Raw genomic sequence first — 22,371 nt, 5'->3', positions numbered from 1 at the left:
AACGACCTTCAAGCCCGGCGAGCTGCCGGCCCCAGGAGAGTACCGGCAACATCTCCGGTGCAACCTGGGTGCCAGCATTCCCGTCCTGAAACGAAACAAGGGAGCATGAGGCCAGCGGAGACGACGAGGCGACGGTCACAATCGTTGCCCGGAACATCAAGCAGTCGGGCAAGATCAAGATGGCCAACAAGGAAATGCCGAGTGCGCATATCGGCTCGCCCTTGCCCTCAAGCAGTGGAAGCACCCGCAGGCCGATGCACTTGAGAGCCTTGTTGCGCGGATCATGCTTGCCGACAGGTGGGAAGCGCAACTGAGCCGGTAAGACTATTTATGCCAGCGATGGCGTGCAGACGGCAAACCGATGCCGGTCAATGGCTGGTCATCCAGAAAGCACTTTACCGAAAATGTTTCGCTGCAGAGTGGCGCTATAGATCCCGTCGTTCGCAAATCGATCCCAGAGAGCGAAACAGGTTGTGAGTGCGGCTAGAGCCAGAATTGTGCGCATTGCAAACTCCCCCGCACGCGCCTGAAAAACGCTTGATGGTATGTCCGACTCTGTATGTAAGCCTATTGCTAATATAGTAGGTAGCTCAGCGCGATACCTACGCCAATCGCAAGACCAAAAGCGGTATGTTCTAGCAAGCGGACAGGTGAGGTAAGCCTTCCCGAGGAGCTAACCGGCGATCGCTAGCCCAATGCCGATGCCAACGCCAATAGCAATGCCCAGGAAGAGCTTGCCGGCGAGGTCTAGGGCATAAGCGCGGACAGTAGCAGATACGTCTATACGGGGCTCTCTAAGGGCCGCCGCGAGGTCATCGAACATCGCTTCCATGGTTGCCACCTGCGATTTCTTCGAGCGGCAAGACTAGATCAGTTCTGGTGAGATGTGAATCCCTCCGGTCCATCAAAGTCTAACGATCAGGAAAGCGTGTTGGTAGGCACGTGTGGTAACGGTTGATTCAACCACTGCTGGTATGTGTGAAAGGTAGGTGGCGGCCCCGACAGTGGGCGGGGGTGCTGGGTCTGCCGGAGCCGCCTGCGCGGCAGTGGGCACTGATCCGCGCTGTCCCAGAATAGGACAGCGCGGGTCTATAATTAGTTAAAGCTAATTGACTGTTCCCGGACGGGCCTGCCCTTTAAGTCGGCTTGTCGATGAGGGCCGTCTTTCTCGAAGGCGGCTTGTAGGCTGTTACCAGTCTCAGCGTATCCATATTCACTGTAACCTGGACGCCCAGGTTCACCGTGACCCACTCACCATCGATATGGGTGACGTCGCCGACAAGCTCTATCTGCTGGCCTTTTTTTACCTTGGACGTTCGATCGACAATCGAGTGCGGGAAGCCATAGCTTGGGATCGACACGCTCACGCGGTCTTCGGTCACTCGACGCCTCACCGTCGCGGTGACAGCGACCTCATCGCCAATGTTGATGCCCCTGGCCATGCGATGAGTCTGGAGCGGACGGCGTCTTCGTCAAGCGATAGCTAATGTATGGTATGGCCCGCTAGTCGGCCGCCATGTTAAGTTAGGTAGGCGATGAAGCTTCTTCTGATCGCATTCGCTGTCGCTCACAGCTGGTACACCGGCTACCATGATCCGGTCACCGGCTATGAATGTTGCGACGATAAGAAGGATTGTGGGGTCATCAACCCGCGCTTTGTTGAGCCGCTACCGGGCGGCAATTTCAATGTCCGCACGGGGTCCAAGACGCGATATTTCATTCCCAAGAACCGCGTCATAGAGAGCGAAGACAGCCAGTATCCCCGCCGTTTTCGTATATCCGCTGTTTCTTTGCGCCCCGTACCGAGGCGAGCCGATGAGAAATCCGGTGCGCCGCCCGGGTAGCGTCAAGACAATGGAACGGGAGTGATAACTCTACTTCTTAGCAGGGTTCGCATTCCAAATATCCCGATGCAGTCGCCATTCGCCGTCGGCGCCCTTCTTCCAAACGACAATGTATTTGCCGATTTCCTCACTGGTCTTGCCGTCACTACCGGGGATCTTGATAGAGTAGTTGCCCTCCTCATAGGCGAGATTGCCACTCTCCTCGACCTGCGCCGCTTTCAGGGTCAGATCGGTCAATCCTGCATCGATCCAGCTCTGCCACATCTTCTGAACGCTTTCGCGGCCGGCGACCCGCTCTTCGTTGGGAGGAAACGCTACCGCGTCTTCGGTGTAGTGTTGAGCCAGGCCTGTCGCATCCTTGGCGGCAAACTTCGCAACAAAGTCCGCATTGTTCGCCTCTATGCTTGATTGGGCTGTCTGGGCACCTGCAGGTTCGCCACCGCCGATAACTACTAGTGCGACGAAACAACATGTGGCTAGAAGGTAGCGCATCGAAGTCCTCCCTTTGAAAGCCGGCCAGCGAAGACCATGTGCAGATGAAGACGACGAGGGCGAGTAATTGCCGGGTCTTGTCGGACATCGGCGCGCCCAATGAATGTCTTTACAGACGGGGCGTAGCAGGCCGCTTGCAGGGACAATATGCGCTTTCGCTAATACAATGACAATCCCGGCCATGGTCCCCACACCCTGGAGCGCACATTGCGTTCGCTGGAGGGCCGCCACGAGATTCTGCCTGCACTTGCCAGCGTCAGCCGAATGAGGAATATAATCCTTCCCGATGGGGCGACCTCAATCACCGGAGATCGCCATGACGATGAGGTTCAGCGCCCGCTCAAACGATCGGAACATTAGTGATCCCTAAGGGTTCTCTAGAGCAACCTTCTAGGAGGTCGGGCCATGGCCGAGCTGACATTCACTTTCGTTCATTATTTGGGGCTGACCGGCAACGATGTATTAGGCGCCGTCGTGTCTCTAACGGCGGGCCTCCTTCTCTATAACGTCATGCGCGAAGATCAGCCAAACCGATAGCGCATGCATGGGCCACACGCAGGCGCCAGATCCCGCCAGACGGTTTGCGTGGGACCGCGGCGGCGACGAACGCGCGCAGGCAACCGGCTTCAATGTCGCGGGAGCGGCTTACCCTGGCGGGTGTTCTTCGGGTGATACTGCCTGTCACCCCGCAGGCATCACATGTCAAGGTCACCTTGTCTGGGACGTTATGGCAAGCCCTGCTTTCGGTAGTTAACTAGCTGTTTTTATTGGCTCTGTGGCGGAGGGAGTGGGATTCGAACCCACGGTGAACTTGCGCCCACGCCGGTTTTCAAGACCGGTGCCTTAAACCGCTCGGCCATCCCTCCATCGTGGTATTTCAACCACTTGGGATCATCGCTATCGGTCGATTTTCAAATGGTCGGCGCCAGATTGGCGCCGGAGGCGTTCCCGACCGGTTCGCGCTTCTCCTGTAGTGCGGTGGTCGGGGCTGCGTCAACCACCGCGGCGATGCCTTCCCGCTGTCAGGCAGAAGATGCGCATATCCGGCTGCTTAGTCGGCCGGGTGTCTTACATCTGTGGCGGAAAAGTCACGCAGCTTGAATATGCAGCGCTTCAACCGGTGCGCGCTTATTATCCAGCCAAGCGAGGCGTACCGTCGTCGGTGGGTAAAGGGGACGCCCCTGACCGCAACGCGTCTCATTTCCTCCCGAACTAGCGCCCGCTACGGAAAACGTGGTGGGCGTTTTCTTATCCCGCGAAGGCGAGCCCGACGGGCAACGCCTCCGGCAGGGATCGAAAGCGTCTCCGACGGTCGCGGCCAAGGTCCATCATCCGATAGCTAATATAGATGAACCGAGTCGTCCGTTCGGTTAGAAAGCCCTTGACGACGCCCATGCTAGACTCCTGGTTGGCGCAGGGAGTTCCAGCGCTGTGAGCGCCGGTTGGAAATGGAAGTCCCCCCTCCAAAAAGCTGCCCCTCCATCCGGCGCTCATCTATGCAAGGCCCCTCCCTGGCAGTTCTCGCCATAATCTCGCCTGGTTCCGGCCATAATCGATTAACATCGTGATAAGCAATTCCTGCGCACAAAGGGATTGGGGATCAAGGTGTTGCTGGCATTCGCGGGCGCTTGGCTCCGACTGATGGCGGCGAGACTGTAGGGGACAATCGAAACATGCAGACTTCGGCGCGCCCGCGTCTTCGTCGCGCTCCTGCTTTCGCGCTGTGCGCCCTGTCGGCGGTGCTGCTTGCCGCCTGCACCTCAACGCCGCAGCCGAAGTCGATGATCGACAAGCGGCCGCGCTCCAAGGAATATTTCGCCGAATCCGAATATGGCGTGAAGGCGAGCCCACGCGTCAACTACATGCGCCGCGGCGGCGGCCGCGACCAGCTCGGCAAGCCCTATCAGGTACGCGGCAAGTGGTACTATCCCAAGGAAGACAGGCGCTACGCCAAGGTAGGTCTGGCTTCCTGGTATGGCGACGCCTTCCATGGCCGGCTGACCGCAAATGGCGAAGTCTACGACACGGCGCAGCTGACGGCGGCGCATCCGACCATGCCGCTGCCGAGCTATGCCCGCGTCACCAATCTCGACACCGGCAGCTCTGTCATCGTGCGCGTCAACGACCGCGGCCCATACCATGAGGGCCGTATCATCGACGTCTCGGAGCGTGCCGCGCAAATGCTCGACTATGGCAAGGTCGGCACAGCAAGAGTGAAGGTCGAATATGTCGGCCGGGCGCCGCTCGACGGCAATGACGACCAGTATCTGATGGCCTCCTACCATCCCGGCAACAGACGGCCGGATCCGTCCGACGGCCTGCCGACCGGTGTGATGGTAGCCATGAATGGTCCGTCGCCAAGCATTCAGGTGGACGCGCCGCCGGCCGCCGTGCCGTTCCCAGGCCAGTTGACCGATTCAGGTCAGGCTTTCGCCGCGCAGCCCGGGCTATCGGAGCAGCCGACCGCGCAACCGGCGATGTCGGCGCAGGCACCGGGCGCCAGCGATGTCACACTGCCCGATTTCGGGCCGATCGTGCCGGAGCGGCCGGAGTTCAGGTTGCCGCCGAATTCACCCTTTGCCATGGCCTCGCTTTCCTACGCGGATGAGCGCGTCAATCGCGCCGACGTCTTCGCGGCCCTCGACGGCAGCGGCATGTCGCCGGCCGACATCCTGCAGTCGTGGAAGAAATCGAACCGCCAGGAACAGGCGCCGGCTGCGGTCTACGTCGCGGCAGGCTCCTTCGACGATGCCGCCCAGGCAAAGCGCGTGGCGGCGGCTCTCGAGCCGTTCGGCAGGACCGAAATCCAGCGCACCGAGCTCGACGGCAACGATTGGTACGCGGTCAACGTCTATCCGGATGGCCATGGCAGCATCGACGAGCTGCTGCAGGCGGCCTGGTCGCACGGGGCGCCGGACGCATTGGTTGTGCGAAACTGATCAATTTCGCGAGCGCCGTTGATCCGGCGGAACGAACCCTGATAGCTTGGCCGGGCCAGTCCGGCTAATGGGTCGATACTTCATGCAGTTCCGCATTTTTCCGCCTTTCGCCGGATTCCTGGGATTGGTGCTAGTGCTGCTTGGCGTCGTCCCGGCGAGTGCGCAGCTTTTCGAGACCAAGGCGGCCCAAGCCTTCATGATAGATGCCGATACCGGCACGGTGCTGTTTGCCAAGGATGCCGACAAACCGATTCCCCCGGCTTCCATGGCCAAGCTGATGACGATGGAGGTGGTCTTCAACGCCATCAAATCGAAGCGGATCACGCTCGACGATACTTTCGTGGTCAGCGAAAACGCCTGGCGCACCGGTGGCGCGCCGTCCGGAACCTCGACCATGTTCGCCAAGCTCAAATCGGCGGTCCGCGTCGAGGATCTGATCCAGGGCGTGACCGTGCAGGCCGCCAATGACGGCTGCATCGTGCTCGCCGAAGGCATGGCGGGCTCGGAGGCAAATTTCGCTGCGCAAATGACGGAGCGCGCCCGCGAGATCGGTCTCTCGAAATCGACCTTCGTCAATTCGACCGGGCTGCCGGCAGATGGCCAGCAGACGACGGTGCGGGAACTCACGATGCTGGCGCTCCACATCTGGCGCGACTATCCCGAGTTCTTCCACTATTACGGCCAGCCGGATTTCACCTGGAACAAGATCTCCCAGAGGAACCGCAATCCGCTCTTGGGCATGGGCATCGATGCCGACGGCTTCGTGGCCGGGGCGAGCGAGTCTGCCGGCTTCGGCATTGTCGGCACGGTCAGCCACAACGGCATCCGCGTGATCGCGGCGCTCAGCGGGCTGGCGAGCGACCGGGAGCGCTCCGAGGAGGCGCGCAAGCTGTTGGACTGGGGGTCGCGCTCCTTCCAGAAGACGGAGATTTTCGCCAAGGACGAGATTGTCGGCGAAGCCGAGGTTTTTGGAGGCGCCAAATCCGGCGTGGCCTTGAAAGCCAAGGGGCCGGTGGACATCTTTCTGCCGATAGCCAACCGCGACAAGCTGACCGCCAGGATCGTCTATGACGGTCCGGTGGCGGCGCCGGTGGAGGAGGGGCAACCGGTCGGAGAGCTGCGCGTTTGGATAGGCGACACGCTCAGTCAGCGAACGCCGCTTTTCGCCGCCGAGCCGGTGAAGGTCGGCACGCTGCCGCAGCGTGCGCTCGACGCCGCCAAGGAACTGGCTGTCGGCTGGCTGCGTCAGAAACATTTGTGATCGGGCCGGCTCGTGGACCTTTTGTCGGACGGGAGCTATGACAGCGGCCAGCACGGGCGAAGGCATCCTCGATTGGCGAGCGGATTTTTCATCACCTTCGAAGGCGGCGAAGGAGCCGGCAAGTCGACGCAGATCGAGCGGCTGGCGCGACGCATGCGCGCCAAGAAGTATGAGGTTCTGGTGACGCGCGAGCCGGGCGGCTCGCCGGGCGCCGAGGCGGTGAGACATGTGCTTCTGTCCGGCGCTGCCGAGCCCTTCGGCCCGAAGATGGAGGCGATCCTCTTCGCCGCCGCGCGCTCCGATCATGTCGAGCAGGTGATCCGGCCGGCGGTCGAACGCGGCACGATCGTGCTCTGCGATCGGTTCATCGATTCCTCGCGCGTCTATCAGGGCGTCACCGGCGGACTCGATCCCGATTTCATGGAAGCGCTGGAAGCGGTCGCCATCAACGGCATGGTTCCCGACATGACGCTGATCTTCGACATCGATCCGGCCGAAGGCCTGAAACGCGCCGCGGCGCGCCGTGGCGCCGGCGACAGCGCCGATCGCTTCGAGAAGGAGACTTTAGCCATCCACCAGCGCCGGCGCGAGGCTTTCCTGGCCATCGCCGAGGCGGAACCGGATCGCTGCATCGTCATCGATGCGTCGGCCGATCCCGAAACAGTGGAAAACGTCGTCACCGCGGCCGTGTTCGCGGAGCTGGAAAAACAGATGCCTGCGCAAAGGAAGCAGACGGCGCCGGTATGATCTTCGAACGCATCGCCCCCGAACAGCACGACACGCTGGACGGCGTCCCCGAGCCGTCGGAGACACCTCGGCTTATCGGCCATGCTCAGGCAGCCGGCATGCTTGCTGCAGCCTATCGTGCCGGCAAGCTGCCGCACGCGTTGATCCTGGCCGGACCGCACGGCATCGGCAAGGCGACGCTTGCCTTCCACCTGGCGCATCACCTTCTCAAACATCCGGATTTTCGGGGTGCGCCCGAGACGCTCGCAGTCCCCGATCCGGCGTCGTCGTTGTTTCGCCAGATAGCCACCGGCGCCCATCCTTCGGTGCTGCATCTGACGCGTCCGGCCAACGACAAGACCAAGAGCTTCAAGACGGTGCTCACCGTCGACGAGATCCGCAAGGTCAGCCGCTTCCTGTCGATGACCTCGCATGACGGCAGCTACCGCGTCGTCATCGTCGACCCGGCCGACGACATGAACACCAATGCCGCCAATGCCTTGCTCAAGAATCTCGAGGAGCCGCCGGCGCGCACCCTGTTCGTCCTCATCGTGCATGCGCCGGGCAGCCTATTGCCGACGATACGGTCACGTTGCCAGATGGTGCGGCTGACGCCTCTTGCGCCGGACGAACTAATGACCGTGCTGGAAAACGTCGAGCCGCCGCCGCCGAGGGATCCGGCGGCGCGCGCGGCACTGGCCGAGCGGGCAGGGGGCAGTGCCCGCAACGCGATCCTGCTTACCCAATATGGCGGGCTGGAAATCGCCGGCGCGCTCGATGCCCTGGTGGCCGCGCAAAAGCCCGACATTGCCGGAGCGCACCGTCTTGCCGAAGCCGTCGCCGGCCGCGACCAGGCGATCCAGTTCGATATCTTCAACCGCCGCGCGCTCGATCTTTTGTCGGCGGCGGCCAGCGAAGCGGCTTTGGCCGGCGATCTCGCCAGAGCCAAAACGCTGTCCGAGGCTTGGCACGAGGCGTTGAACACGATATCTGAGACAGAGACCTACAATCTCGACAAGAAGCAGCACGCCCTGACCATGATCGACCGCCTGAATTCTGTGATGCGAATGTGACGGCCCTACGGGATGGCAATCGCCATGCCGATAGTTTATCGCCACAACTGACATTCAGACATTCATGACGGTTCATTCATGTCACGCGACACATTCTACATCACGACTGCGATCTCCTACCCGAACGGCAAGCCGCATATCGGCCATGCCTACGAACTGATCGCCACCGATGCGCTCGCCCGCTTCCAGCGGCTCGACGGGAAGGAGGTCTACTTCCTGACCGGCACCGACGAGCACGGCATCAAGATGCTGCAGACGGCGCGCAAGGAAGGCATTTCGCCGCGCGAGCTCGCCGACCGCAACGCGGCCGAGTTCAAGAGCATGGCGAGCGCGCTCAACGCCTCGAACGACGATTTCATCCGCACCACCGAGGAGCGGCACTATGCGTCCTCGCAGGCGATCTGGAAGGCGATGGCCGCCAATGGCGACATCTACAAGGGCGGCTATGCCGGCTGGTATTCGGTGCGCGACGAAGCCTATTACGGCGAGGAGGAGACCGAAGTCCGAGCAGATAACGTCCGCTATGGGCCGCAGGGAACGCCGGTCGAATGGGTCGAGGAGGAGAGTTACTTCTTCCGACTTTCGGCCTATCAGGACAAGCTCCTCGCGCTCTACGAGAGCCAACCCGATTTCATCGGCCCGGCCGAGCGCCGCAACGAGGTAATGAGGTTCGTCAAGTCGGGGCTGAAGGACCTGTCGGTCTCGCGCACCACCTTCGACTGGGGCGTGCCGGTGCCGGGCGACGAGAAGCATGTGATGTATGTGTGGGTCGACGCCTTGACCAACTACATTACCGGTGTCGGCTATCCCGATGAAAATGCTGAGAAATGGCGCTTCTGGCCAGCCGACGCACATATCATCGGCAAGGACATCGTGCGCTTCCACGCCATCTACTGGCCTGCCTTCCTGATGTCGGCGGGGATCCCGCTGCCCAAGCGCGTCTTCGGCCACGGCTTCCTGTTCAACCGCGGCGAGAAAATGTCGAAGTCGGTCGGCAACGTCATCGACCCGTTCACCATGGTCGAGCATTACGGCGTCGACCAGGTGCGCTATTTCTTCCTGCGCGAGGTGCCGTTCGGCCAGGACGGCAACTACAGCCACGAGGCGATCGTCAACCGCACCAACGCCGATCTCGCCAACGGCCTTGGCAATCTGGCGCAGCGTTCGCTGTCGATGATCGCCAAGAACTGCGGCGGCGCGGTGCCGAAGCGCAGCGACCTTATCGAGGCCGATACAGCGATCCTCGACCAGGCCGTCGAGGCGCTTGCTGTGGCGCGCAGGGCAATGGCGGAGCAGGGCATCCATCTGGCGCTGGCGGCGATCTTCGGCGTGGTGGCCGAAGCCGACCGCTACTTCGCGTCCCAGGAACCATGGGCGCTGCGCAAGACCGATCCCGAGCGCATGGAAACGGTGCTGTGGACGACGGCCGAGGTCGTGCGGCGGGTGACGGTGCTCAGCCAGCCCTTCATTCCGGGGTCGGCCGCGAAGCTGCTCGACCTTTTGGCCGTGCCTGCGGACAAGCGCAATTTCGAGCACGTCCATGCGGAACATGCGCTCGTGCCCGGCACCGCCTTGCCGGCGCCTGAGGGCGTGTTTCCGCGTTACGTCGAGCAGGACGCAAAAGCCTGATGCTTGTCGACAGTCACTGCCATCTCGACTTTCCGGACTTCGCCGAGGGGCGGGCGGCCATCGTCGCCCGCGCTCTTGCCGCCGGGATCGGCCGCATGGTGACGATCTCGACGCGCGTGAAGCGGTTTCAGCAGATCCTTGAAATCGCTGAGACTTTTGACGACGTATATTGCTCGGTCGGCACCCATCCGCACAACGCGGCGGAAGAACTCGATGTGACCGCTGACGAACTGGTGCAGCTTTCCAGCCACCCCAAGGTGGTGGCGATCGGCGAAGCCGGACTGGACTATTTCTATGACCGCGCGCCGCGCGAGGCGCAGGCGCAAAGCTTCCGCACCCACATCGCCGCTGCGCGCCGGACCGGTCTGCCGCTGGTCATCCATTCGCGTGATGCCGACAACGACATGGCGGCGATCCTCGAGGACGAGACAGGGAAGGGCGCCTTCCCCTTCATTCTGCATTGCTTTTCGTCCGGGCGCAGGCTGGCTGAGGTCGGCGTGGCGCTGGGCGGTTATGTCTCCTTCTCGGGCATCCTGACGTTCAAGAACTCGACCGAACTGCGCGCCATCGCCGCCGATGTTCCACGCGATCGATTGCTGGTCGAGACCGACGCGCCCTACCTTGCGCCTGTCCCGCATCGTGGCAAGCGCAACGAGCCCGCCTATGTGGCGAACACGGCGAAGGTGCTGGCTGAAACCATCGGCGTCAGCCAGACGGAGATCGCCGACATAACCACCGAAAACGTCTTCCGGCTGTTCACCAAGATGCCGCGCCCGGACGTGGCGGCTAGCTGACATGAGCGACCGGCTGCGCCTCACCATTCTCGGCTGCGGCTCGTCGCCCGGCACGCCGCGCATCACAGGTGACTGGGGCAATTGCGATCCGACCAATCCGAGAAACCGGCGCATGCGCACGGCGGCCCTCGTCGAGCGGATCGCGACCAACGGCGGCCGCACCACGGTCGTCATCGATACCGGGCCGGATTTCCGCGAGCAAATGCTGCTCGCCTCGGTCAGGCGCATCGACGCGGTGGTCTATACCCATCCGCACGCCGACCATATCCATGGCATCGACGACCTGCGCGGCTATGTGCACGAGCAGCGGCACCGCATCGATATCCATGCCGATGAGCCGACGATGCAGCGCCTTAGGCAGGCGTTCGGCTACTGTTTCGAGACGCCGCCCGGTAGCTCCTATCCGCCGATCGTCAAGCCGCATCCCATCGATCATGGCAGACCGGTGACGATCGAAGGCGAGGGGGGTTCCCTCGCCCTTGAGCCGCTGCCGCAGATCCATGGCGATATCATCTCGCTGGGCTTCCGCATCGGCGGGATCGCCTATTGCCCCGATATCAGCGACTTCCCGGCTGCCACGGCCGAGCGGTTGCGCGGCCTCGACACGCTGGTGATCGACGCGCTGCAGTACAATACCCATCCGAGCCATCTGTCGCTCGGCGAGGCGTTGGGCTGGGCCGAGAAGCTTTCGCCGAAAAACGCCGTGCTGACGCATATGCACGTGCCGCTGGATTATGCCGCCGTGATGGCCGAGACGCCGGACCACGTGGTGCCGGCCTATGACGGCATGGCGATCGAAATCCCTTATGAGTCAGAGCAATAGACGCGCTTTCTCATCGCGACACTGTTCTCGGCTCCGAGCATCATCGCTGTCAGCACCATTGAAGCCGCGTCCTATATCCGCGGCGTTTCTCAACAGCAGCGCCGTGCCACAGCGTTCAATATGACATTTGGCGTGGGTGTGGACTGGCTGAAAACTGCAGCAATTCCCGGATCTCTGCCTGCACCTCAGTTCCATAATCTATCTTATGCGACTTATGCAAAGTAGGAATGTCGCCGCGCTCGGGCCCGCGGATAGCGGCCGCGCAACCTTCCCCTAGCGTTGCCAGAAAGGCAGCTTGGCGATCTCTTCCTCGGCCTGCCGTTTCGTCAGGCCGATATCGTCGATCAGATGCGGGTTGGCTTCCGAGATTCGCTTGAGATCCCAGCGAAAGCGGTTCTGCTCGCGCCGGGCCGCGATCATGCTTTGCAGGGCCGCCAGGCTGTAGCGCCAACGCGATGCCTGCCCGACCAGCATTTCCGACCGCGCTGCCCGATGCGGGACTGATGCAAAGGTATCGTTCATGGCAACCTCCTGTGGTTTGAGGCCCCATACGGCTTGGGAGTTGGAGGCCTTCGACCTGAATGAGGTTGAATTCTGCAGGATGCCGGCAGCGCCGTAATTAAGCCCGTCCAAATAGTTCTCAAAACTTCCAAAATGGGCTTGAGCGGTTCATCGTTTCACGGACACGACGAACCGCTCTACCGTCTCACACTTTTCCTGGAATTGCTCTATAGATGCGCCGCATGCAGGGATCGCGCTTTGCCTTTGGCCCGTACGTACTTGATTCGGCTGCGGGAACGCTGCTTCGAAACGATGTGCCCGTCGCCGCCGGCTATCGCGGGCTGAAGCTGCTTGCGGCGCTCGTCGAACGCCCCGGCGAAATCCTGGCCAAGGCCGAGCTGATGGACGCGGCATGGCCGGGCACGGCCGTCGAGGAAGGCAACCTCACCGTCCAGATCGCGCAGCTCAGGAAGCTACTCGGACCGGCCGCCGACGGCGGTGAATGGATCGCCACGGTTCCGCGCGTCGGCTACCGCTTCACCGGCGTCATCGAACAGCTCGGTGACGTGAGGCGAAAACCTTTGCCATTGCCCGGCAAGCCGTCGATAGCCGTGCTGCCCTTCGTCAACTTCAGCAACGATCCCGAGCAGGACTCCTTCGCGGACGGGTTGACCGAAGACCTGATCACCGACCTGTCCAGAAACGCCGGCCTGTTCGTCATCGCGCGCAACTCGGTCTTCGCCTACAAGGGCAAGGCGATGGATGTGCGCGCGATCGCCGAGGATCTCGGCGTGTGCTACCTGCTTGAAGGGAGCGCAAGGCGCGCCGCAGGGCGCGTGCGCATCAACGCGCAGTTGGTCGACGCAGCAAGCGGCGAACATCTGTGGGCGGAACGCTTCGATCGCAGCGTGGAAGATATCTTTGCCGTCCAGGACGAGGTGACGGCCAAGATCGTGGAGGCGTTGCTCGGCAGGCTGCGCGCATCGCCGCCGCGCAACCGGCCCAAGAATCTCGACGCCTACGATCTGTGCGTGCGGGCGCGCAAGCTGATCGACGATTCGCCGCAGACGGCACGGGAAGCGCATCTGATGCTGACGCGCGCGATTTCGCTCGACCCCGAATACGCCGAGGCCTATCGCTGGCTTGCCATGAACCACTGGATGGGATGGGTGCATTGGGGCGAGCCGATCGAGCCTAACCGTAGCGTTGCCCTGGAACTGGCGCGCAAGGCCGTCGCGATCGACCCCAACGATGCCGGCTGCCGATGGGTACTCGCCAACCTGCTCGCCTATGAGCGGCGCTTCGACGAGGCGGACGCTGAATTCGCCAGGGCGTTCGAGCTCGACCCGAACGAGGCCGACGCCTGGGCGACGATATCCGACATTGAGGTTCTGGCCGGGCGGATCGAGGAAAGCCTTGAACACATTCGCAAGGCGTTCCGGCTGAACCCGTTTCCGCCGAGTTGGTACTATCTGACGCTCGGCCAGGCGCAATATGGGGCCGGCGAATACGAAGCCGCCGTCGAGACGCTGCGCAGGGACGAGACCTATCGCACGAGCTCACGCCGCTTCCTGGCGGCAAGCCTTGCCCAGCTCGGCCGGCTCGACGAGGCGCACGCCGAGGTCGAGATGTTCCTCATCGCCAACCCGCATTTCACGACCCGCCACTGGGTCTGGACCGAGCCGTTCCGCGACGACGCGACGCTTGAGCATTTCGTCGACGGCTTTCGCAAGGCCGGTCTTCCGGAGTGACGGCCGGCTTGACCTCGCAGACGGTCATTCGACCCGAAAGCTGCCGGTCGCCCCTATTCTCCAGAGCGACCCGTGGCGTCACGATCGCGTTCGTATTGTCTCGTGAGCGGAAACGGCGGCAGCCAGGACTCGCGACGGACGGTCCAGAGTTCGTAGGTCGGCACCAGTTGGTCAGGTTCATCCAGGGAACCCAGATGCACTTCGATCTCGTCCGCGGTGCGCGCGAAAACGGAGGAGCCGCAACGCGGACAGAAAAATCGTCCGGCATAGTCGCTGGTCTCGCCATCGATCGTCACCGCGTCCTGAGGGAATACCGCGGCAGCATAAAAGAGCGCGCCATGGTGCTTGCGGCAGTCGAGGCAGTGACAGATGCCGACCCGGTAAGGGCGGCCCGACGCCACAAGTCGGATATTGCCGCACAGGCAACCGCCCGTGAACCGGTCCATGTTGCATCTCCTCTAAAGTCGTGGCGCTGAACGTTAGCAACGAACGCGCTGGAGCGTCCATGAACTCATGCCCTGCCCTGCCAGCTATCCCGCTCGGCACCGCCTCGCTTGCGTGGCCCACGAACCGAATTGCATAACTCGTGTCATGGCTGCAGGAATCTCTGAGCGGATATCCGCTTTCGTCGAAGCTCTTCCGTTGAAACCGGGACTTCGCGTCCTGGAGATCGGATGCGGCCCGGGCGTTGCCGCTCGCGCTGTCGCTTGCCGTATCGGTCACGGCTTCATTCTGGCCATCGACCGCTCGGAAAAGGCAATCCGATTGGCGCGTGCGGGATCGGCCGATGAGATGGCTTTCGGCAGCCTGGATTTCAGGCGTGTAGCAATCGAGGACTTCGCATTGAGGTCCGGCGATGCCCTCTTCGATATCGCCTTTGCCATGCGGGTCGGCGCGCTCGACGGGCGTCACCCCGAGGCTGGCCGGGCGGCATTGGCGCGCATCAAGGCGGCCTTGAGGCCACATGGCAGGCTCTTCATTGACGGCGGCGATCCATTGAAGGAGATCGACTTGTTCCGTGGCTTGCCGTCCTAGAAAAATCCGCCGAGAAACGCTGCCGCCTCGCCAGAGATGCCGATGATCTTGTTGGTCGCCTGGCGATAGAATTTGAAGTTGAGCTCGGTCTCGGGCCGACCGTCCTTCCAGTCCTTGAACCGCTTGAGCTCGTCTCGACCCAATCGCCGCGCGACCAGCGCGGTACGGCGGATGGAAACGCTGACACGCGGCGTCTGCCGTTCGAGGTCAGGCCTTCTGGGAATGGCCTCGCAAGACGTGACCACGCCGCGCGCGACAAGCCCTTGCCCACCTTCATTCTCGCTGGCGAATACGAAGATCGTGTCGCCTTCGGCGATATGCTTGCCGCCAAACATGGTTTTGTAGGCGGCGAATGAGAAGGTCTCCGCCAGCGGTTCCTTGACCTCGGCCTTGATCGCAAAGGCCACGCGTTACGGCTCCCGGCCGAGGGCGATCCGGTAGATCAGCGTGCGCTTCGCGCCCGGCTCGATCAGCATCACGCCCGGCTTGTCGGCAAATTCGCCATCGAAATCGACCGGGCTTGCGATGCCGTGCCAGGGCTCGATGCACAGGAACGGCGCTCCGCCCGGCTGGGACCAGATGCCGAGCTCGTTGAATCCCTGCCAGGACATCTCGATCGCCGGACCGCGGTCGGCGGCATAGCGCACGCTGGTGCTGGCCGGCCTGTCCAGAATGACGGCGTCGTCGTCGAACAGCCGCTCGGAGAGCGCAAGCGTCTTGCCATCGATGGGCGTTGGCAGCGGTGTTGGGAGCAAAAGCCCGTCTTTCAGGCGAAGGATCGGCGCGGACTCATCGCTGGCAAAAGTCAGCCGGTAGGCTTCCTTGGGCAGGTCCGGCAGCAGCGGCCAGTTGAAGGCCGGATGGGCGCCTATCGAGGCCGGCAGCACCTCATCGCCTGTGTTGGTGACCTCGAAGGTCACGCCGAGCTGGCGAGGTGCAAGGCTGTAGCTTATCGCCAGCCTGAAGGCGAATGGGTAATGGATGCGGGTTTCGGCATCGTCGCTCAGGACCAGCGTGCAGGAGGAAGTCCCCTGCTCCGCCCAGGCAAAGCGCCTGTCGCGGGCGAAGCCGTGCTGCTTCATCGGGTAGTTTTGCCCGCGATGACGCAACTGGTCGCCCTTGAGCCGGCCGACGATCGGAAACAGAACCGGAGAGTGGCGACGCCAGGCGGGGCCAGCCTGCCACAAAAGCTCCATGCCGTCGGCGTCTCGCAACGAGACCAGCTCGGCCCCCTGCCCGACGATCGCCGCCGAGATGCCGTCAGCCTGAAGCGTCACCTGTTCCATGCGTCCTCGCGGCTGGGCTCGTATGTCCGGCAGGCTAGCAAAAGGCCGCGCGTGAACTCAAGGGCGGCGGACTAAGCCGCGCTTCACGCTTTCAAGACGAACGATCCATGAGCCCCGCCCTACCCGAAAAAAGTGGCCGGAGGTTGCCCTCCAGCCACTTTTTTGTTCAGCAGTGTTGCCTGCTACGATCCAGATTATTCGCGCTCGCCGGTGAAATTCAGCAGCAACTGGAAGATGTTGATGAAGTTCAGATAGAGCGAGAAGGCGCCGAAGACGGCGAGCTTCTGCTGAGATTCAGCGTCGAAATTCTCGGCATACTGCTCCTTGATCGTCTGCGTGTCCCAGGCGGTCAGGCCGATGAAGACGGCGATGCCGATCACCGAAATGGCGAACTGCAGCGCGGTTGAGCCGAGGAACAGGTTGACGAGGCTCGCGATCACGACGCCGATCAGGCCCATGATCAGGAAGGACGAGAACTGCGTCAGGTCGCGCCTGGTCGTGTAGCCGTAGAGGCTGGTGGCGCCGAACATGGTGGCTGCGATGAAGAAGGTGCGCGCGATGCTGGTGCCGGTGAAGACCAGGAACACCGAAGCCAGCGACAGGCCCATGACGGCGCAGAACGCCCAGAACATGGCTTGGGCGCTAGCCGCCGACATCGTCTGCATCTTGAAGGAGAAGAGCATAACGAAGGCAAGCGGCGCCAGCATCACCACCCATTTCAGCGGGCTGGAGAAGATCGGCACATAAAGCGCCGGCGTCGAGGCCACCGCAAAGGCGATCAGACCGGTGACGACCAAGCCCAGGCCCATATAGTTGTAGACGCGCAGCATGTGCCGGCGCAGGCCTTCGTCATAGACCGCTCCGGCCTGGGCGCCGGTGCCCATTCGGTATCCCAGATTGGGGCTGTTCATTTGGGTTCTCCTTGGTTGGATTGGTTGGGTTGAGTGTCAGTAAAGCGTCCGGGCCAGCTTCTCGGCGGCACGATCGAGATCACCCGCATCGCCTCGTCCGACGACGGCGTAGGCAACCTCGCCGATCTGGAAATAGGCGGACGAGATATCTCCCGACGGCGCGACGGTGGGCTTCACCACATCGAACGTGCCTGGCCTGATCGCAAACAGCGAGACCAGTCCGAGATCCTTCGTTTCGAGTGCCATCTCGACGCTCGGTCCGTACCGCGACGGATAGATCTGGACATCGCGGATCCTCCAGTCGTCGGGCAATGAGGGCATGACGATCGCCGTCGCGGCGCGGATTTCGTCGGCATTGTAGCCCGGCGCTTCCGGCTGCGATGGCATCGTCTCGCGCACCAGCGTCGTACGGTGCGCGCTCACCGCTTCCTCGACATAGGCGGGCGGTTGCGTCGAGGCGACCACCTTAGTGACAGTGATCGGCCCGAAGATGCCGTTCGCAAGCCAGCCTGCCGCCACCAGCACGGCCGCCGCGGCGGCGCGCTGCAGCACGGAAAAGACACGCCCCCTGGCAAGCGCCCGCTCCAGCCGCCGCGCCGCCTCTGTCGTTGCCGGGCGCGCCATGCCGACGGGGCCGGCAAGCGCCACGCGCAATTCGTCGCGTGTTCTGAGATCGGACATCACGCGCGCCGCCACCTCGGGACGGGCGGACAGGAACGCTTCCACCTCGATGCGGCGAGCGACGTCGAGCTGATCGTCGACATAGGCGTCGAGATCGGCATCGGTGACGGGATCGACGACAGCGGTCATGATTCACCTCCCACGATCCTCAAGTGATTTTTGCCGCGCGCCGGAGCGCCCTCGTCCATCTCGCGCAGCGCCGCACGCGCGCGGCCGATGCGTGACATCAGGGTTCCAAGCGGCACGCCACTCACTTCGGCGGCCTGCTGATAGGAAAGCCCTTCGATGGCGACGAGATGCAGGGCGGAGCGCTGCTCTTCCGGCAGCGAGAGAAAAGCTTCGCGCACCTGCGAAAGGCGGACCGCGTGGTCCTGAGATGCCGCCACGCTTAGATCGGCGAGACGGCCGGCCTGCTCGATGCGCGCCGCTTCGGAACGGCGCGAGCGCATGCGGTCGATGAAGATGTTGTGCACGATCGCCAGAAGCCAGGCGCGCAGGTTGCCGCCCGAGCGAAAGGTGCCGCGCCGCTCGTAAGCGCGCACCAGCGCATCGTGGACCAAATCCTCGGCATCGGCGCTGTCGCGCGTCAGCGAGCGCGCGTAGCGCCGCAGCGACCCCAGCTGCCCGACGATATCGAAGCGTGCCATCGACCGTTTCATGCCCTGTTTACGGAGCATGTGGGGATTTTAATCCCGGCCTGCCGTTTCTTTTGCGCTCCGACGGACATTGCCTCGCAAAGGCGAGCGGGCATCCGGAGGAAACCGCTGGCGAAGCGCGGCCGATTTGCGTATCACTCCGCCGCGATTGGAGCCCTATCGATGTTCGAAACCCTGCAGCCTGCGCCCGCCGACAAAATCCTTGCCTTGATCGGCCTCTATCGCGCCGACACGCGCCCCGGCAAGGTCGATCTCGGCGTCGGTGTCTATAAGGACCGCGACGGCAGGACGCCGGTGATGCGCGCCGTGCGCGAGGCCGAGAAGCGGCTGCTCGCCAGCCAGGACACCAAGACTTATCTCGGCCTTGCCGGCGATATCGGCTTCAACGCCGCGATGATCAAGCTTGCCTTCGGCGAGAGGGCCGACCTTTCGCGCATCCGCGCCGCGCAAGCGCCGGGCGGATCGGGTGCGCTCAGGCTGGTGGCGGAGCTTCTGCAGCGCACGCGCGCCGGCGCGACGGTATGGCTGTCCAATCCGACCTGGCCCAACCATCTTCCGGTGATGCGTGCCGCCGGCTTACAAGTGCGCGACTATCCCTATTTCGACGCAGCCTCCGGCGCCGTCCGTTTCGACGACATGCTGACGGCGCTGAAGACCGCGAACAGCGGCGATGTCGTGCTGCTGCATGGCTGCTGCCATAACCCGACCGGCGCCAATCTGGATGCCGCGCAATGGGCCAAGGTCGCCGGCGTGCTGGTGGAGCGCGGTCTGTTGCCCTTCGTCGACATCGCCTATCAGGGTTTTGGCGAAGGCCTCGACGCCGACGCTGCCGGCTTGCGGCTGCTCGCCGACAAGGTGCCGGAGATGGTCGTCGCCTCGAGCTGCTCGAAGAATTTTGCCGTCTATCGCGACCGCGTCGGTGCCGCGATGATCATGGCCAACGATGGCGCGCAGGCGGATGTGGCGATGAGCCAGATGCTGGCCGCGGCGCGTGCCCTTTATTCGATGCCGCCGGACCATGGCGCGGCGGCGGTGCGCATGGTGCTTGAAGACGCCGACTTGAAGAAGGATTGGGAAACCGAGCTCGAGGAGATGCGGCTGCGCATGCTCAAGCTGCGCGTCGCCTTCGCGGAGGCGTTGCGCCGGCAGTCCAACTCCGACCGCTTCGATTTCGTTGCCAGCCATCGCGGCATGTTTTCCCGTCTTGGGCTGACGGAAGCGCAGGTCGAGCGCCTGCGCACCGAACATGCCGTCTACATGGTGGGCGACAGCCGCATCAACGTGGCCGGCCTGCCCGAGGACGGATTGGACGACCTTGCCAAGGCGATCGTCTCGGTTCTCGACTGAGAGCCGCGCAGCTGTGGACAATAGGCTTTTGCCCGCCGGCGGGATTGGTCGCCCGCCGCTGCACGCGCTAGGGTTTGTAGGATGAAACCCTCGAAAGACATTTCCCGGCTGATCGAGATCATGGCGGCGCTGCGAGCACCGAAGACCGGCTGTCCGTGGGACATCGAGCAGAATTTTACCACCATCGCGCCCTACACGATCGAGGAAGCCTATGAGGTGGCGGACGCGATCGCGCGCGGCGATCTCGACGATCTGCGCGAGGAACTGGGCGATCTGCTGCTGCAGGTCGTCTACCACGCGCAAATGGCCGAGGAAGCCGGCGAGTTCGCCTTCGGCGATGTCGTCGAAGGCATCACCACCAAGATGATCCGCCGCCATCCGCATGTCTTCGGTGACGAGAAGGCGCGCAGCGCCGGCATGGCCAAGGGCATGTGGGAGAAGATCAAGGCGGCGGAGAAGGCCGACAAGCGCAATGCCCGCATCGCGCGCGGCCTCGACCCGGAAGATCACGGCAAGGGCTATCTCGACAGCGTGCCGGTTGCGCTCCCTGCGCTCACCCGCGCGCTGAAGCTGCAGGAGAAGGCTGCCCGCGTCGGCTTCGACTGGAGCGAGGCGGCACCGATTCTCGACAAGATAGAGGAAGAGATCGGCGAATTGCGCGAGGCGCTCGCCAAGGGCGACGCTGCACCCATCAAGGACGAGTTCGGCGACATGCTGTTTGCCATCGTCAATCTCGGCCGCCACCTCAAGCTCGATTCCGAAGCCTCGCTCAGCGGCACCAACGAGAAATTCCGCTCGCGCTTCCACTATGTCGAGCAAGCGCTCGAGGCTTCCGGCCGTTCGCTGGAGAAGGCGACGCTGGATGAGATGGAAGCGCTCTGGCAGCAGGCCAAAAACGCAAAATAAGTGTTTGTTCTAAGCAATTCCGGACGGAAAACCGCTACACACTTTTCCTGGAATTGCTTCGTAGCTTAGCCGTGCTTCCTGCGGTGCAGCCGGCTCTCGATCTCCTGGCGGGCGCTGTGCGTCGCCGTCAGCGAGATGGTGACGCTGCCGTCTTCATTGTCGGTTCGCGAAACGACATCGCCGTTGCGATATAGCCAGTCGACCTGGCCGAGCTCTGCGGGCCTCAGCGTCACCGTCATGGTTTCCAGCTCGCCCGACACCCTGGTCTCGATAAGCGCCTTCAGCGCGTCGATCCCCTCGCCGGTCGCCGCCGATATCGCGATCGGCGGCGCGTTGCCACCGGCGCTCTCGGCAAGCAGGCGTTCGCGATTGCCTTCGTCGAGCAGGTCGATCTTGTTCCACACCTCAATCACGCGGCTGGTGTCAGCGGCATCGACGCCGAGATCGCCGAGGATGCGCTCGACATCCTCGGCCTGGGCGGCCGTGTCGGGATCGGAAATGTCGCGCAGATGCAGCACGAGGTCGGCCTCGACGACCTCTTCCAGCGTCGCCCGGAAGGCCGCGACTAGGTGCGTCGGCAGGTCCGAGATGAAGCCGACCGTGTCCGACAGGATGATCGGCGTGCCATGCGGCAGCCGCACCCGGCGCAATGTCGGATCGAGGGTGGCAAACAGCATATCCTCGGCCAGCACCCCCGCCCCGGTCATCCGGTTGAACAGCGTCGACTTTCCGGCATTGGTGTAGCCGACGATCGCCACAACCGGGAACGGCACCTTCTTGCGCTTGGCGCGGTGCAGGTCGCGGGTTCGCCGAACCGTTTCCAGCTCGTGCTTCAGCTTGGTGATCTTGTCCTGCAGGATGCGCCGGTCCGACTCGATCTGGGTTTCGCCGGGACCGCCTAGGAAGCCGGCGCCGCCGCGCTGCCGTTCGAGGTGGGTCCAGCTCCGCACCAGCCGACCCTTCTGGTAGTTGAGATGCGCCAGCTCGACCTGGAGGGTACCTTCCTTGGTCCTGGCGCGCTCGCCGAAGATCTCGAGGATCAGCCCGGTGCGATCGAGCACCTTGGCGTTCAGTTCCTTTTCGAGGTTGCGCTGCTGCACGGGCGTCAGCGGATGGTCGACGATAACCAGCTCCGCCTTGCGCTCCTTCACGATGTCGGCGAACTCCGCCACCTTGCCGCTGCCGAGCAGCGTTGCCGGACGCGGATCGGCGACCGTCACCACCGCAGTGTGGACCGGATTGAGATCGATGGCGCTGGCAAGCCCGACCGCCTCGTCGTGGCGGGCATCCGCCGAGCGGTTCAGGCGCGGGCGGCTCGAATCGTCGTCGCCGCGCGGCTGGCGCGTAAGCACCGGCACAATGACAACAGCCCGGGTCGGATCCTTGGATTCCGGCCCGAGTTGGTGTCCTTGTTTCCCGCGAACGCTACGGTCCGCGTCCTTCTCACGTGCCAATCAGGCGCCCTGGCTTTCCTCGCCATCGAACATCTGAACCGGCTGGCTCGGCATGATCGTGGAAATGGCGTGCTTATAGACGAGCTGGGAATGGCCGTCGCGCCGCAACAACACACAGAAATTGTCGAACGAAGTGACGACGCCGGTCAGCTTCACGCCGTTGATGAGGAAGATGGTAAGTGGATTTTTGCTCTTGCGAACTGAATTCAGGAACAGGTCCTGAAGGTTTTGCGATCGTTCCGCCATTGTTTTTGTCTTTCGC

At 62.9% G+C, this 22,371-nt stretch carries 25 protein-coding genes and 1 tRNA gene; 13 read left to right on the top strand and 13 right to left on the bottom strand.

Annotated elements, in window-relative coordinates:
* Positions 1–673: 673 nt before the first annotated feature.
* Positions 674–832, bottom strand: a complete 159-nt coding sequence (locus tag AU465_RS06395; protein ID WP_192245050.1) for a hypothetical protein — start codon at positions 830–832, stop codon at positions 674–676.
* A 304-nt stretch (positions 833–1,136) separates the two neighbouring features.
* Positions 1,137–1,442, bottom strand: coding sequence for a hypothetical protein (locus AU465_RS06390; protein ID WP_192245048.1), 306 nt, complete (start codon positions 1,440–1,442; stop codon positions 1,137–1,139).
* Positions 1,443–1,535: 93 nt separating this feature from the next.
* On the opposite strand from AU465_RS06390, the gene AU465_RS06385 reads away from it, so the two are divergent.
* On the top strand, positions 1,536–1,844 hold the full coding sequence (locus tag AU465_RS06385; protein WP_192245046.1) for a hypothetical protein: 309 nt from the start codon (positions 1,536–1,538) through the stop codon (positions 1,842–1,844).
* A 30-nt stretch (positions 1,845–1,874) separates the two neighbouring features.
* On the opposite strand, the gene AU465_RS06380 is transcribed toward AU465_RS06385, so the two are convergent.
* Positions 1,875–2,336 (bottom strand): YybH family protein, encoded by a 462-nt coding sequence (locus AU465_RS06380; RefSeq protein WP_192245044.1) that lies wholly within the window; start codon positions 2,334–2,336, stop codon positions 1,875–1,877.
* A gap of 405 nt (positions 2,337–2,741) precedes the next feature.
* Between AU465_RS06380 and AU465_RS37085 the strand changes: the two genes are divergently transcribed.
* Entirely contained in the window at positions 2,742–2,873 is a 132-nt protein-coding gene (locus AU465_RS37085; RefSeq protein WP_281396696.1) for a hypothetical protein, read from the top strand.
* 239 nt (positions 2,874–3,112) lie between these two features.
* On the opposite strand, the gene AU465_RS06375 is transcribed toward AU465_RS37085, so the two are convergent.
* A tRNA-Ser gene (locus AU465_RS06375) sits at positions 3,113–3,202 on the bottom strand.
* An 807-nt stretch (positions 3,203–4,009) separates the two neighbouring features.
* Here AU465_RS06375 and AU465_RS06370 point away from each other — a divergent pair.
* From AU465_RS06370 to AU465_RS06340, 7 genes are all read left to right on the top strand, one after another.
* Positions 4,010–5,275: a septal ring lytic transglycosylase RlpA family protein gene (locus AU465_RS06370; RefSeq protein ID WP_192245042.1), complete on the top strand. Its 1,266-nt coding sequence runs from the start codon at positions 4,010–4,012 to the stop codon at positions 5,273–5,275.
* Positions 5,276–5,357: 82 nt separating this feature from the next.
* Positions 5,358–6,536, top strand: coding sequence for a D-alanyl-D-alanine carboxypeptidase family protein (locus AU465_RS06365; protein WP_192245040.1), 1,179 nt, complete (start codon positions 5,358–5,360; stop codon positions 6,534–6,536).
* Between the two features lie 72 nt (positions 6,537–6,608).
* The gene (gene tmk / locus AU465_RS06360) at positions 6,609–7,283 is read left to right on the top strand and encodes a dTMP kinase (RefSeq protein ID WP_192245038.1); all 675 of its coding nucleotides are present in this window, start codon (positions 6,609–6,611) and stop codon (positions 7,281–7,283) included.
* Positions 7,280–8,335, top strand: coding sequence for a DNA polymerase III subunit delta' (locus tag AU465_RS06355; RefSeq protein WP_192245036.1), 1,056 nt, complete (start codon positions 7,280–7,282; stop codon positions 8,333–8,335). The genes tmk and AU465_RS06355 overlap by 4 nt, the downstream gene beginning before the upstream one ends.
* A 78-nt stretch (positions 8,336–8,413) precedes the next feature.
* A complete protein-coding gene (gene metG / locus AU465_RS06350) occupies positions 8,414–9,964 on the top strand; it encodes a methionine--tRNA ligase (protein WP_192245034.1) in 1,551 nt (516 codons plus the stop codon).
* Positions 9,964–10,758, top strand: a complete 795-nt coding sequence (locus AU465_RS06345) for a TatD family hydrolase (RefSeq protein ID WP_192245031.1) — start codon at positions 9,964–9,966, stop codon at positions 10,756–10,758. Before metG ends, AU465_RS06345 begins: the two co-directional genes overlap by 1 nt.
* A gap of 1 nt (position 10,759) precedes the next feature.
* Complete coding sequence (locus AU465_RS06340) at positions 10,760–11,581, top strand: MBL fold metallo-hydrolase (RefSeq protein WP_192245029.1); 822 nt, start codon at positions 10,760–10,762, stop codon at positions 11,579–11,581.
* Positions 11,582–11,854: 273 nt separating this feature from the next.
* On the opposite strand, the gene AU465_RS06335 is transcribed toward AU465_RS06340, so the two are convergent.
* Positions 11,855–12,103 carry a DUF1127 domain-containing protein gene (locus tag AU465_RS06335; RefSeq protein ID WP_376774825.1) on the bottom strand — a complete coding sequence of 83 codons (249 nt, stop codon included), beginning with the start codon at positions 12,101–12,103 and terminating at the stop codon, positions 11,855–11,857.
* A gap of 212 nt (positions 12,104–12,315) precedes the next feature.
* On the opposite strand from AU465_RS06335, the gene AU465_RS06330 reads away from it, so the two are divergent.
* Positions 12,316–13,833 (top strand): winged helix-turn-helix domain-containing tetratricopeptide repeat protein, encoded by a 1,518-nt coding sequence (locus AU465_RS06330; protein ID WP_192245027.1) that lies wholly within the window; start codon positions 12,316–12,318, stop codon positions 13,831–13,833.
* Between the two features lie 53 nt (positions 13,834–13,886).
* Here AU465_RS06330 and AU465_RS06325 read toward each other — a convergent pair whose 3' ends face one another.
* Complete coding sequence (locus AU465_RS06325) at positions 13,887–14,279, bottom strand: GFA family protein (RefSeq protein WP_192245025.1); 393 nt, start codon at positions 14,277–14,279, stop codon at positions 13,887–13,889.
* A 145-nt stretch (positions 14,280–14,424) separates the two neighbouring features.
* On the opposite strand from AU465_RS06325, the gene AU465_RS06320 reads away from it, so the two are divergent.
* Complete coding sequence (locus AU465_RS06320; protein ID WP_192245023.1) at positions 14,425–14,868, top strand: class I SAM-dependent methyltransferase; 444 nt, start codon at positions 14,425–14,427, stop codon at positions 14,866–14,868.
* Here the strand turns inward: AU465_RS06320 and AU465_RS06315 are convergent.
* The 5 genes from AU465_RS06315 to AU465_RS06295 form a co-directional block, all read right to left on the bottom strand.
* Entirely contained in the window at positions 14,865–15,275 is a 411-nt protein-coding gene (locus AU465_RS06315; RefSeq protein WP_192245021.1) for a hypothetical protein, read from the bottom strand. The two genes, AU465_RS06320 and AU465_RS06315, sit on opposite strands and share 4 nt — an antisense overlap.
* A 3-nt stretch (positions 15,276–15,278) precedes the next feature.
* The gene (locus AU465_RS06310) at positions 15,279–16,154 is read right to left on the bottom strand and encodes an aldose 1-epimerase family protein (protein WP_192245019.1); all 876 of its coding nucleotides are present in this window, start codon (positions 16,152–16,154) and stop codon (positions 15,279–15,281) included.
* 194 nt (positions 16,155–16,348) lie between these two features.
* Positions 16,349–17,065, bottom strand: coding sequence for a Bax inhibitor-1/YccA family protein (locus AU465_RS06305; RefSeq protein ID WP_192245017.1), 717 nt, complete (start codon positions 17,063–17,065; stop codon positions 16,349–16,351).
* Positions 17,066–17,101: 36 nt separating this feature from the next.
* Entirely contained in the window at positions 17,102–17,875 is a 774-nt protein-coding gene (locus tag AU465_RS06300; protein ID WP_192245015.1) for an anti-sigma factor family protein, read from the bottom strand.
* Positions 17,872–18,405, bottom strand: a complete 534-nt coding sequence (locus tag AU465_RS06295) for a sigma-70 family RNA polymerase sigma factor (protein WP_376774826.1) — start codon at positions 18,403–18,405, stop codon at positions 17,872–17,874. Before AU465_RS06295 ends, AU465_RS06300 begins: the two co-directional genes overlap by 4 nt.
* A gap of 159 nt (positions 18,406–18,564) precedes the next feature.
* On the opposite strand from AU465_RS06295, the gene AU465_RS06290 reads away from it, so the two are divergent.
* Positions 18,565–19,749 carry an amino acid aminotransferase gene (locus tag AU465_RS06290; RefSeq protein WP_192245011.1) on the top strand — a complete coding sequence of 395 codons (1,185 nt, stop codon included), beginning with the start codon at positions 18,565–18,567 and terminating at the stop codon, positions 19,747–19,749.
* Positions 19,750–19,830: 81 nt separating this feature from the next.
* On the top strand, positions 19,831–20,655 hold the full coding sequence (gene mazG, locus AU465_RS06285) for a nucleoside triphosphate pyrophosphohydrolase (RefSeq protein ID WP_192245009.1): 825 nt from the start codon (positions 19,831–19,833) through the stop codon (positions 20,653–20,655).
* A gap of 65 nt (positions 20,656–20,720) precedes the next feature.
* Here the strand turns inward: mazG and hflX are convergent, their stop codons facing one another.
* Both hflX and hfq read right to left on the bottom strand, forming a co-directional pair.
* On the bottom strand, positions 20,721–22,109 hold the full coding sequence (gene hflX, locus AU465_RS06280; RefSeq protein ID WP_192245007.1) for a GTPase HflX: 1,389 nt from the start codon (positions 22,107–22,109) through the stop codon (positions 20,721–20,723).
* Positions 22,110–22,355 (bottom strand): RNA chaperone Hfq, encoded by a 246-nt coding sequence (hfq, locus tag AU465_RS06275; protein ID WP_006202172.1) that lies wholly within the window; start codon positions 22,353–22,355, stop codon positions 22,110–22,112.
* Positions 22,356–22,371: the final 16 nt, after the last annotated feature.

The organism is Mesorhizobium silamurunense (assembly GCF_014843905.1).
Classification (GTDB): domain Bacteria; phylum Pseudomonadota; class Alphaproteobacteria; order Rhizobiales; family Rhizobiaceae; genus Mesorhizobium; species Mesorhizobium silamurunense.
Note: the sequence above shows the minus strand (reverse complement) of the source record. Positions and strands in the feature narration are given on the sequence as shown.

Excerpts from the sequence above, each read along its gene's own strand:
- AU465_RS06395 (WP_192245050.1), bottom strand. The coding sequence starts at position 832 with ATGGAAGCGATGTTCGATGACCTCGCGGCGGCCCTTAGAGAGCCCCGT.
- AU465_RS06390 (WP_192245048.1), bottom strand. The coding sequence starts at position 1,442 with ATGGCCAGGGGCATCAACATTGGCGATGAGGTCGCTGTCACCGCGACG.
- AU465_RS06385 (WP_192245046.1), top strand. The coding sequence starts at position 1,536 with ATGAAGCTTCTTCTGATCGCATTCGCTGTCGCTCACAGCTGGTACACC.
- AU465_RS06380 (WP_192245044.1), bottom strand. The coding sequence starts at position 2,336 with ATGCGCTACCTTCTAGCCACATGTTGTTTCGTCGCACTAGTAGTTATC.
- AU465_RS37085 (WP_281396696.1), top strand. The coding sequence starts at position 2,742 with ATGGCCGAGCTGACATTCACTTTCGTTCATTATTTGGGGCTGACCGGC.
- AU465_RS06370 (WP_192245042.1), top strand. The coding sequence starts at position 4,010 with ATGCAGACTTCGGCGCGCCCGCGTCTTCGTCGCGCTCCTGCTTTCGCG.
- AU465_RS06365 (WP_192245040.1), top strand. The coding sequence starts at position 5,358 with ATGCAGTTCCGCATTTTTCCGCCTTTCGCCGGATTCCTGGGATTGGTG.
- AU465_RS06355 (WP_192245036.1), top strand. The coding sequence starts at position 7,280 with ATGATCTTCGAACGCATCGCCCCCGAACAGCACGACACGCTGGACGGC.
- metG (WP_192245034.1), top strand. The coding sequence starts at position 8,414 with ATGTCACGCGACACATTCTACATCACGACTGCGATCTCCTACCCGAAC.
- AU465_RS06345 (WP_192245031.1), top strand. The coding sequence starts at position 9,964 with ATGCTTGTCGACAGTCACTGCCATCTCGACTTTCCGGACTTCGCCGAG.
- AU465_RS06340 (WP_192245029.1), top strand. The coding sequence starts at position 10,760 with ATGAGCGACCGGCTGCGCCTCACCATTCTCGGCTGCGGCTCGTCGCCC.
- AU465_RS06335 (WP_376774825.1), bottom strand. The coding sequence starts at position 12,103 with ATGAACGATACCTTTGCATCAGTCCCGCATCGGGCAGCGCGGTCGGAA.
- AU465_RS06330 (WP_192245027.1), top strand. The coding sequence starts at position 12,316 with ATGCGCCGCATGCAGGGATCGCGCTTTGCCTTTGGCCCGTACGTACTT.
- AU465_RS06325 (WP_192245025.1), bottom strand. The coding sequence starts at position 14,279 with ATGGACCGGTTCACGGGCGGTTGCCTGTGCGGCAATATCCGACTTGTG.
- AU465_RS06320 (WP_192245023.1), top strand. The coding sequence starts at position 14,425 with ATGGCTGCAGGAATCTCTGAGCGGATATCCGCTTTCGTCGAAGCTCTT.
- AU465_RS06310 (WP_192245019.1), bottom strand. The coding sequence starts at position 16,154 with ATGGAACAGGTGACGCTTCAGGCTGACGGCATCTCGGCGGCGATCGTC.
- AU465_RS06305 (WP_192245017.1), bottom strand. The coding sequence starts at position 17,065 with ATGAACAGCCCCAATCTGGGATACCGAATGGGCACCGGCGCCCAGGCC.
- AU465_RS06300 (WP_192245015.1), bottom strand. The coding sequence starts at position 17,875 with ATGACCGCTGTCGTCGATCCCGTCACCGATGCCGATCTCGACGCCTAT.
- AU465_RS06295 (WP_376774826.1), bottom strand. The coding sequence starts at position 18,405 with ATGAAACGGTCGATGGCACGCTTCGATATCGTCGGGCAGCTGGGGTCG.
- AU465_RS06290 (WP_192245011.1), top strand. The coding sequence starts at position 18,565 with ATGTTCGAAACCCTGCAGCCTGCGCCCGCCGACAAAATCCTTGCCTTG.
- mazG (WP_192245009.1), top strand. The coding sequence starts at position 19,831 with ATGAAACCCTCGAAAGACATTTCCCGGCTGATCGAGATCATGGCGGCG.
- hfq (WP_006202172.1), bottom strand. The coding sequence starts at position 22,355 with ATGGCGGAACGATCGCAAAACCTTCAGGACCTGTTCCTGAATTCAGTT.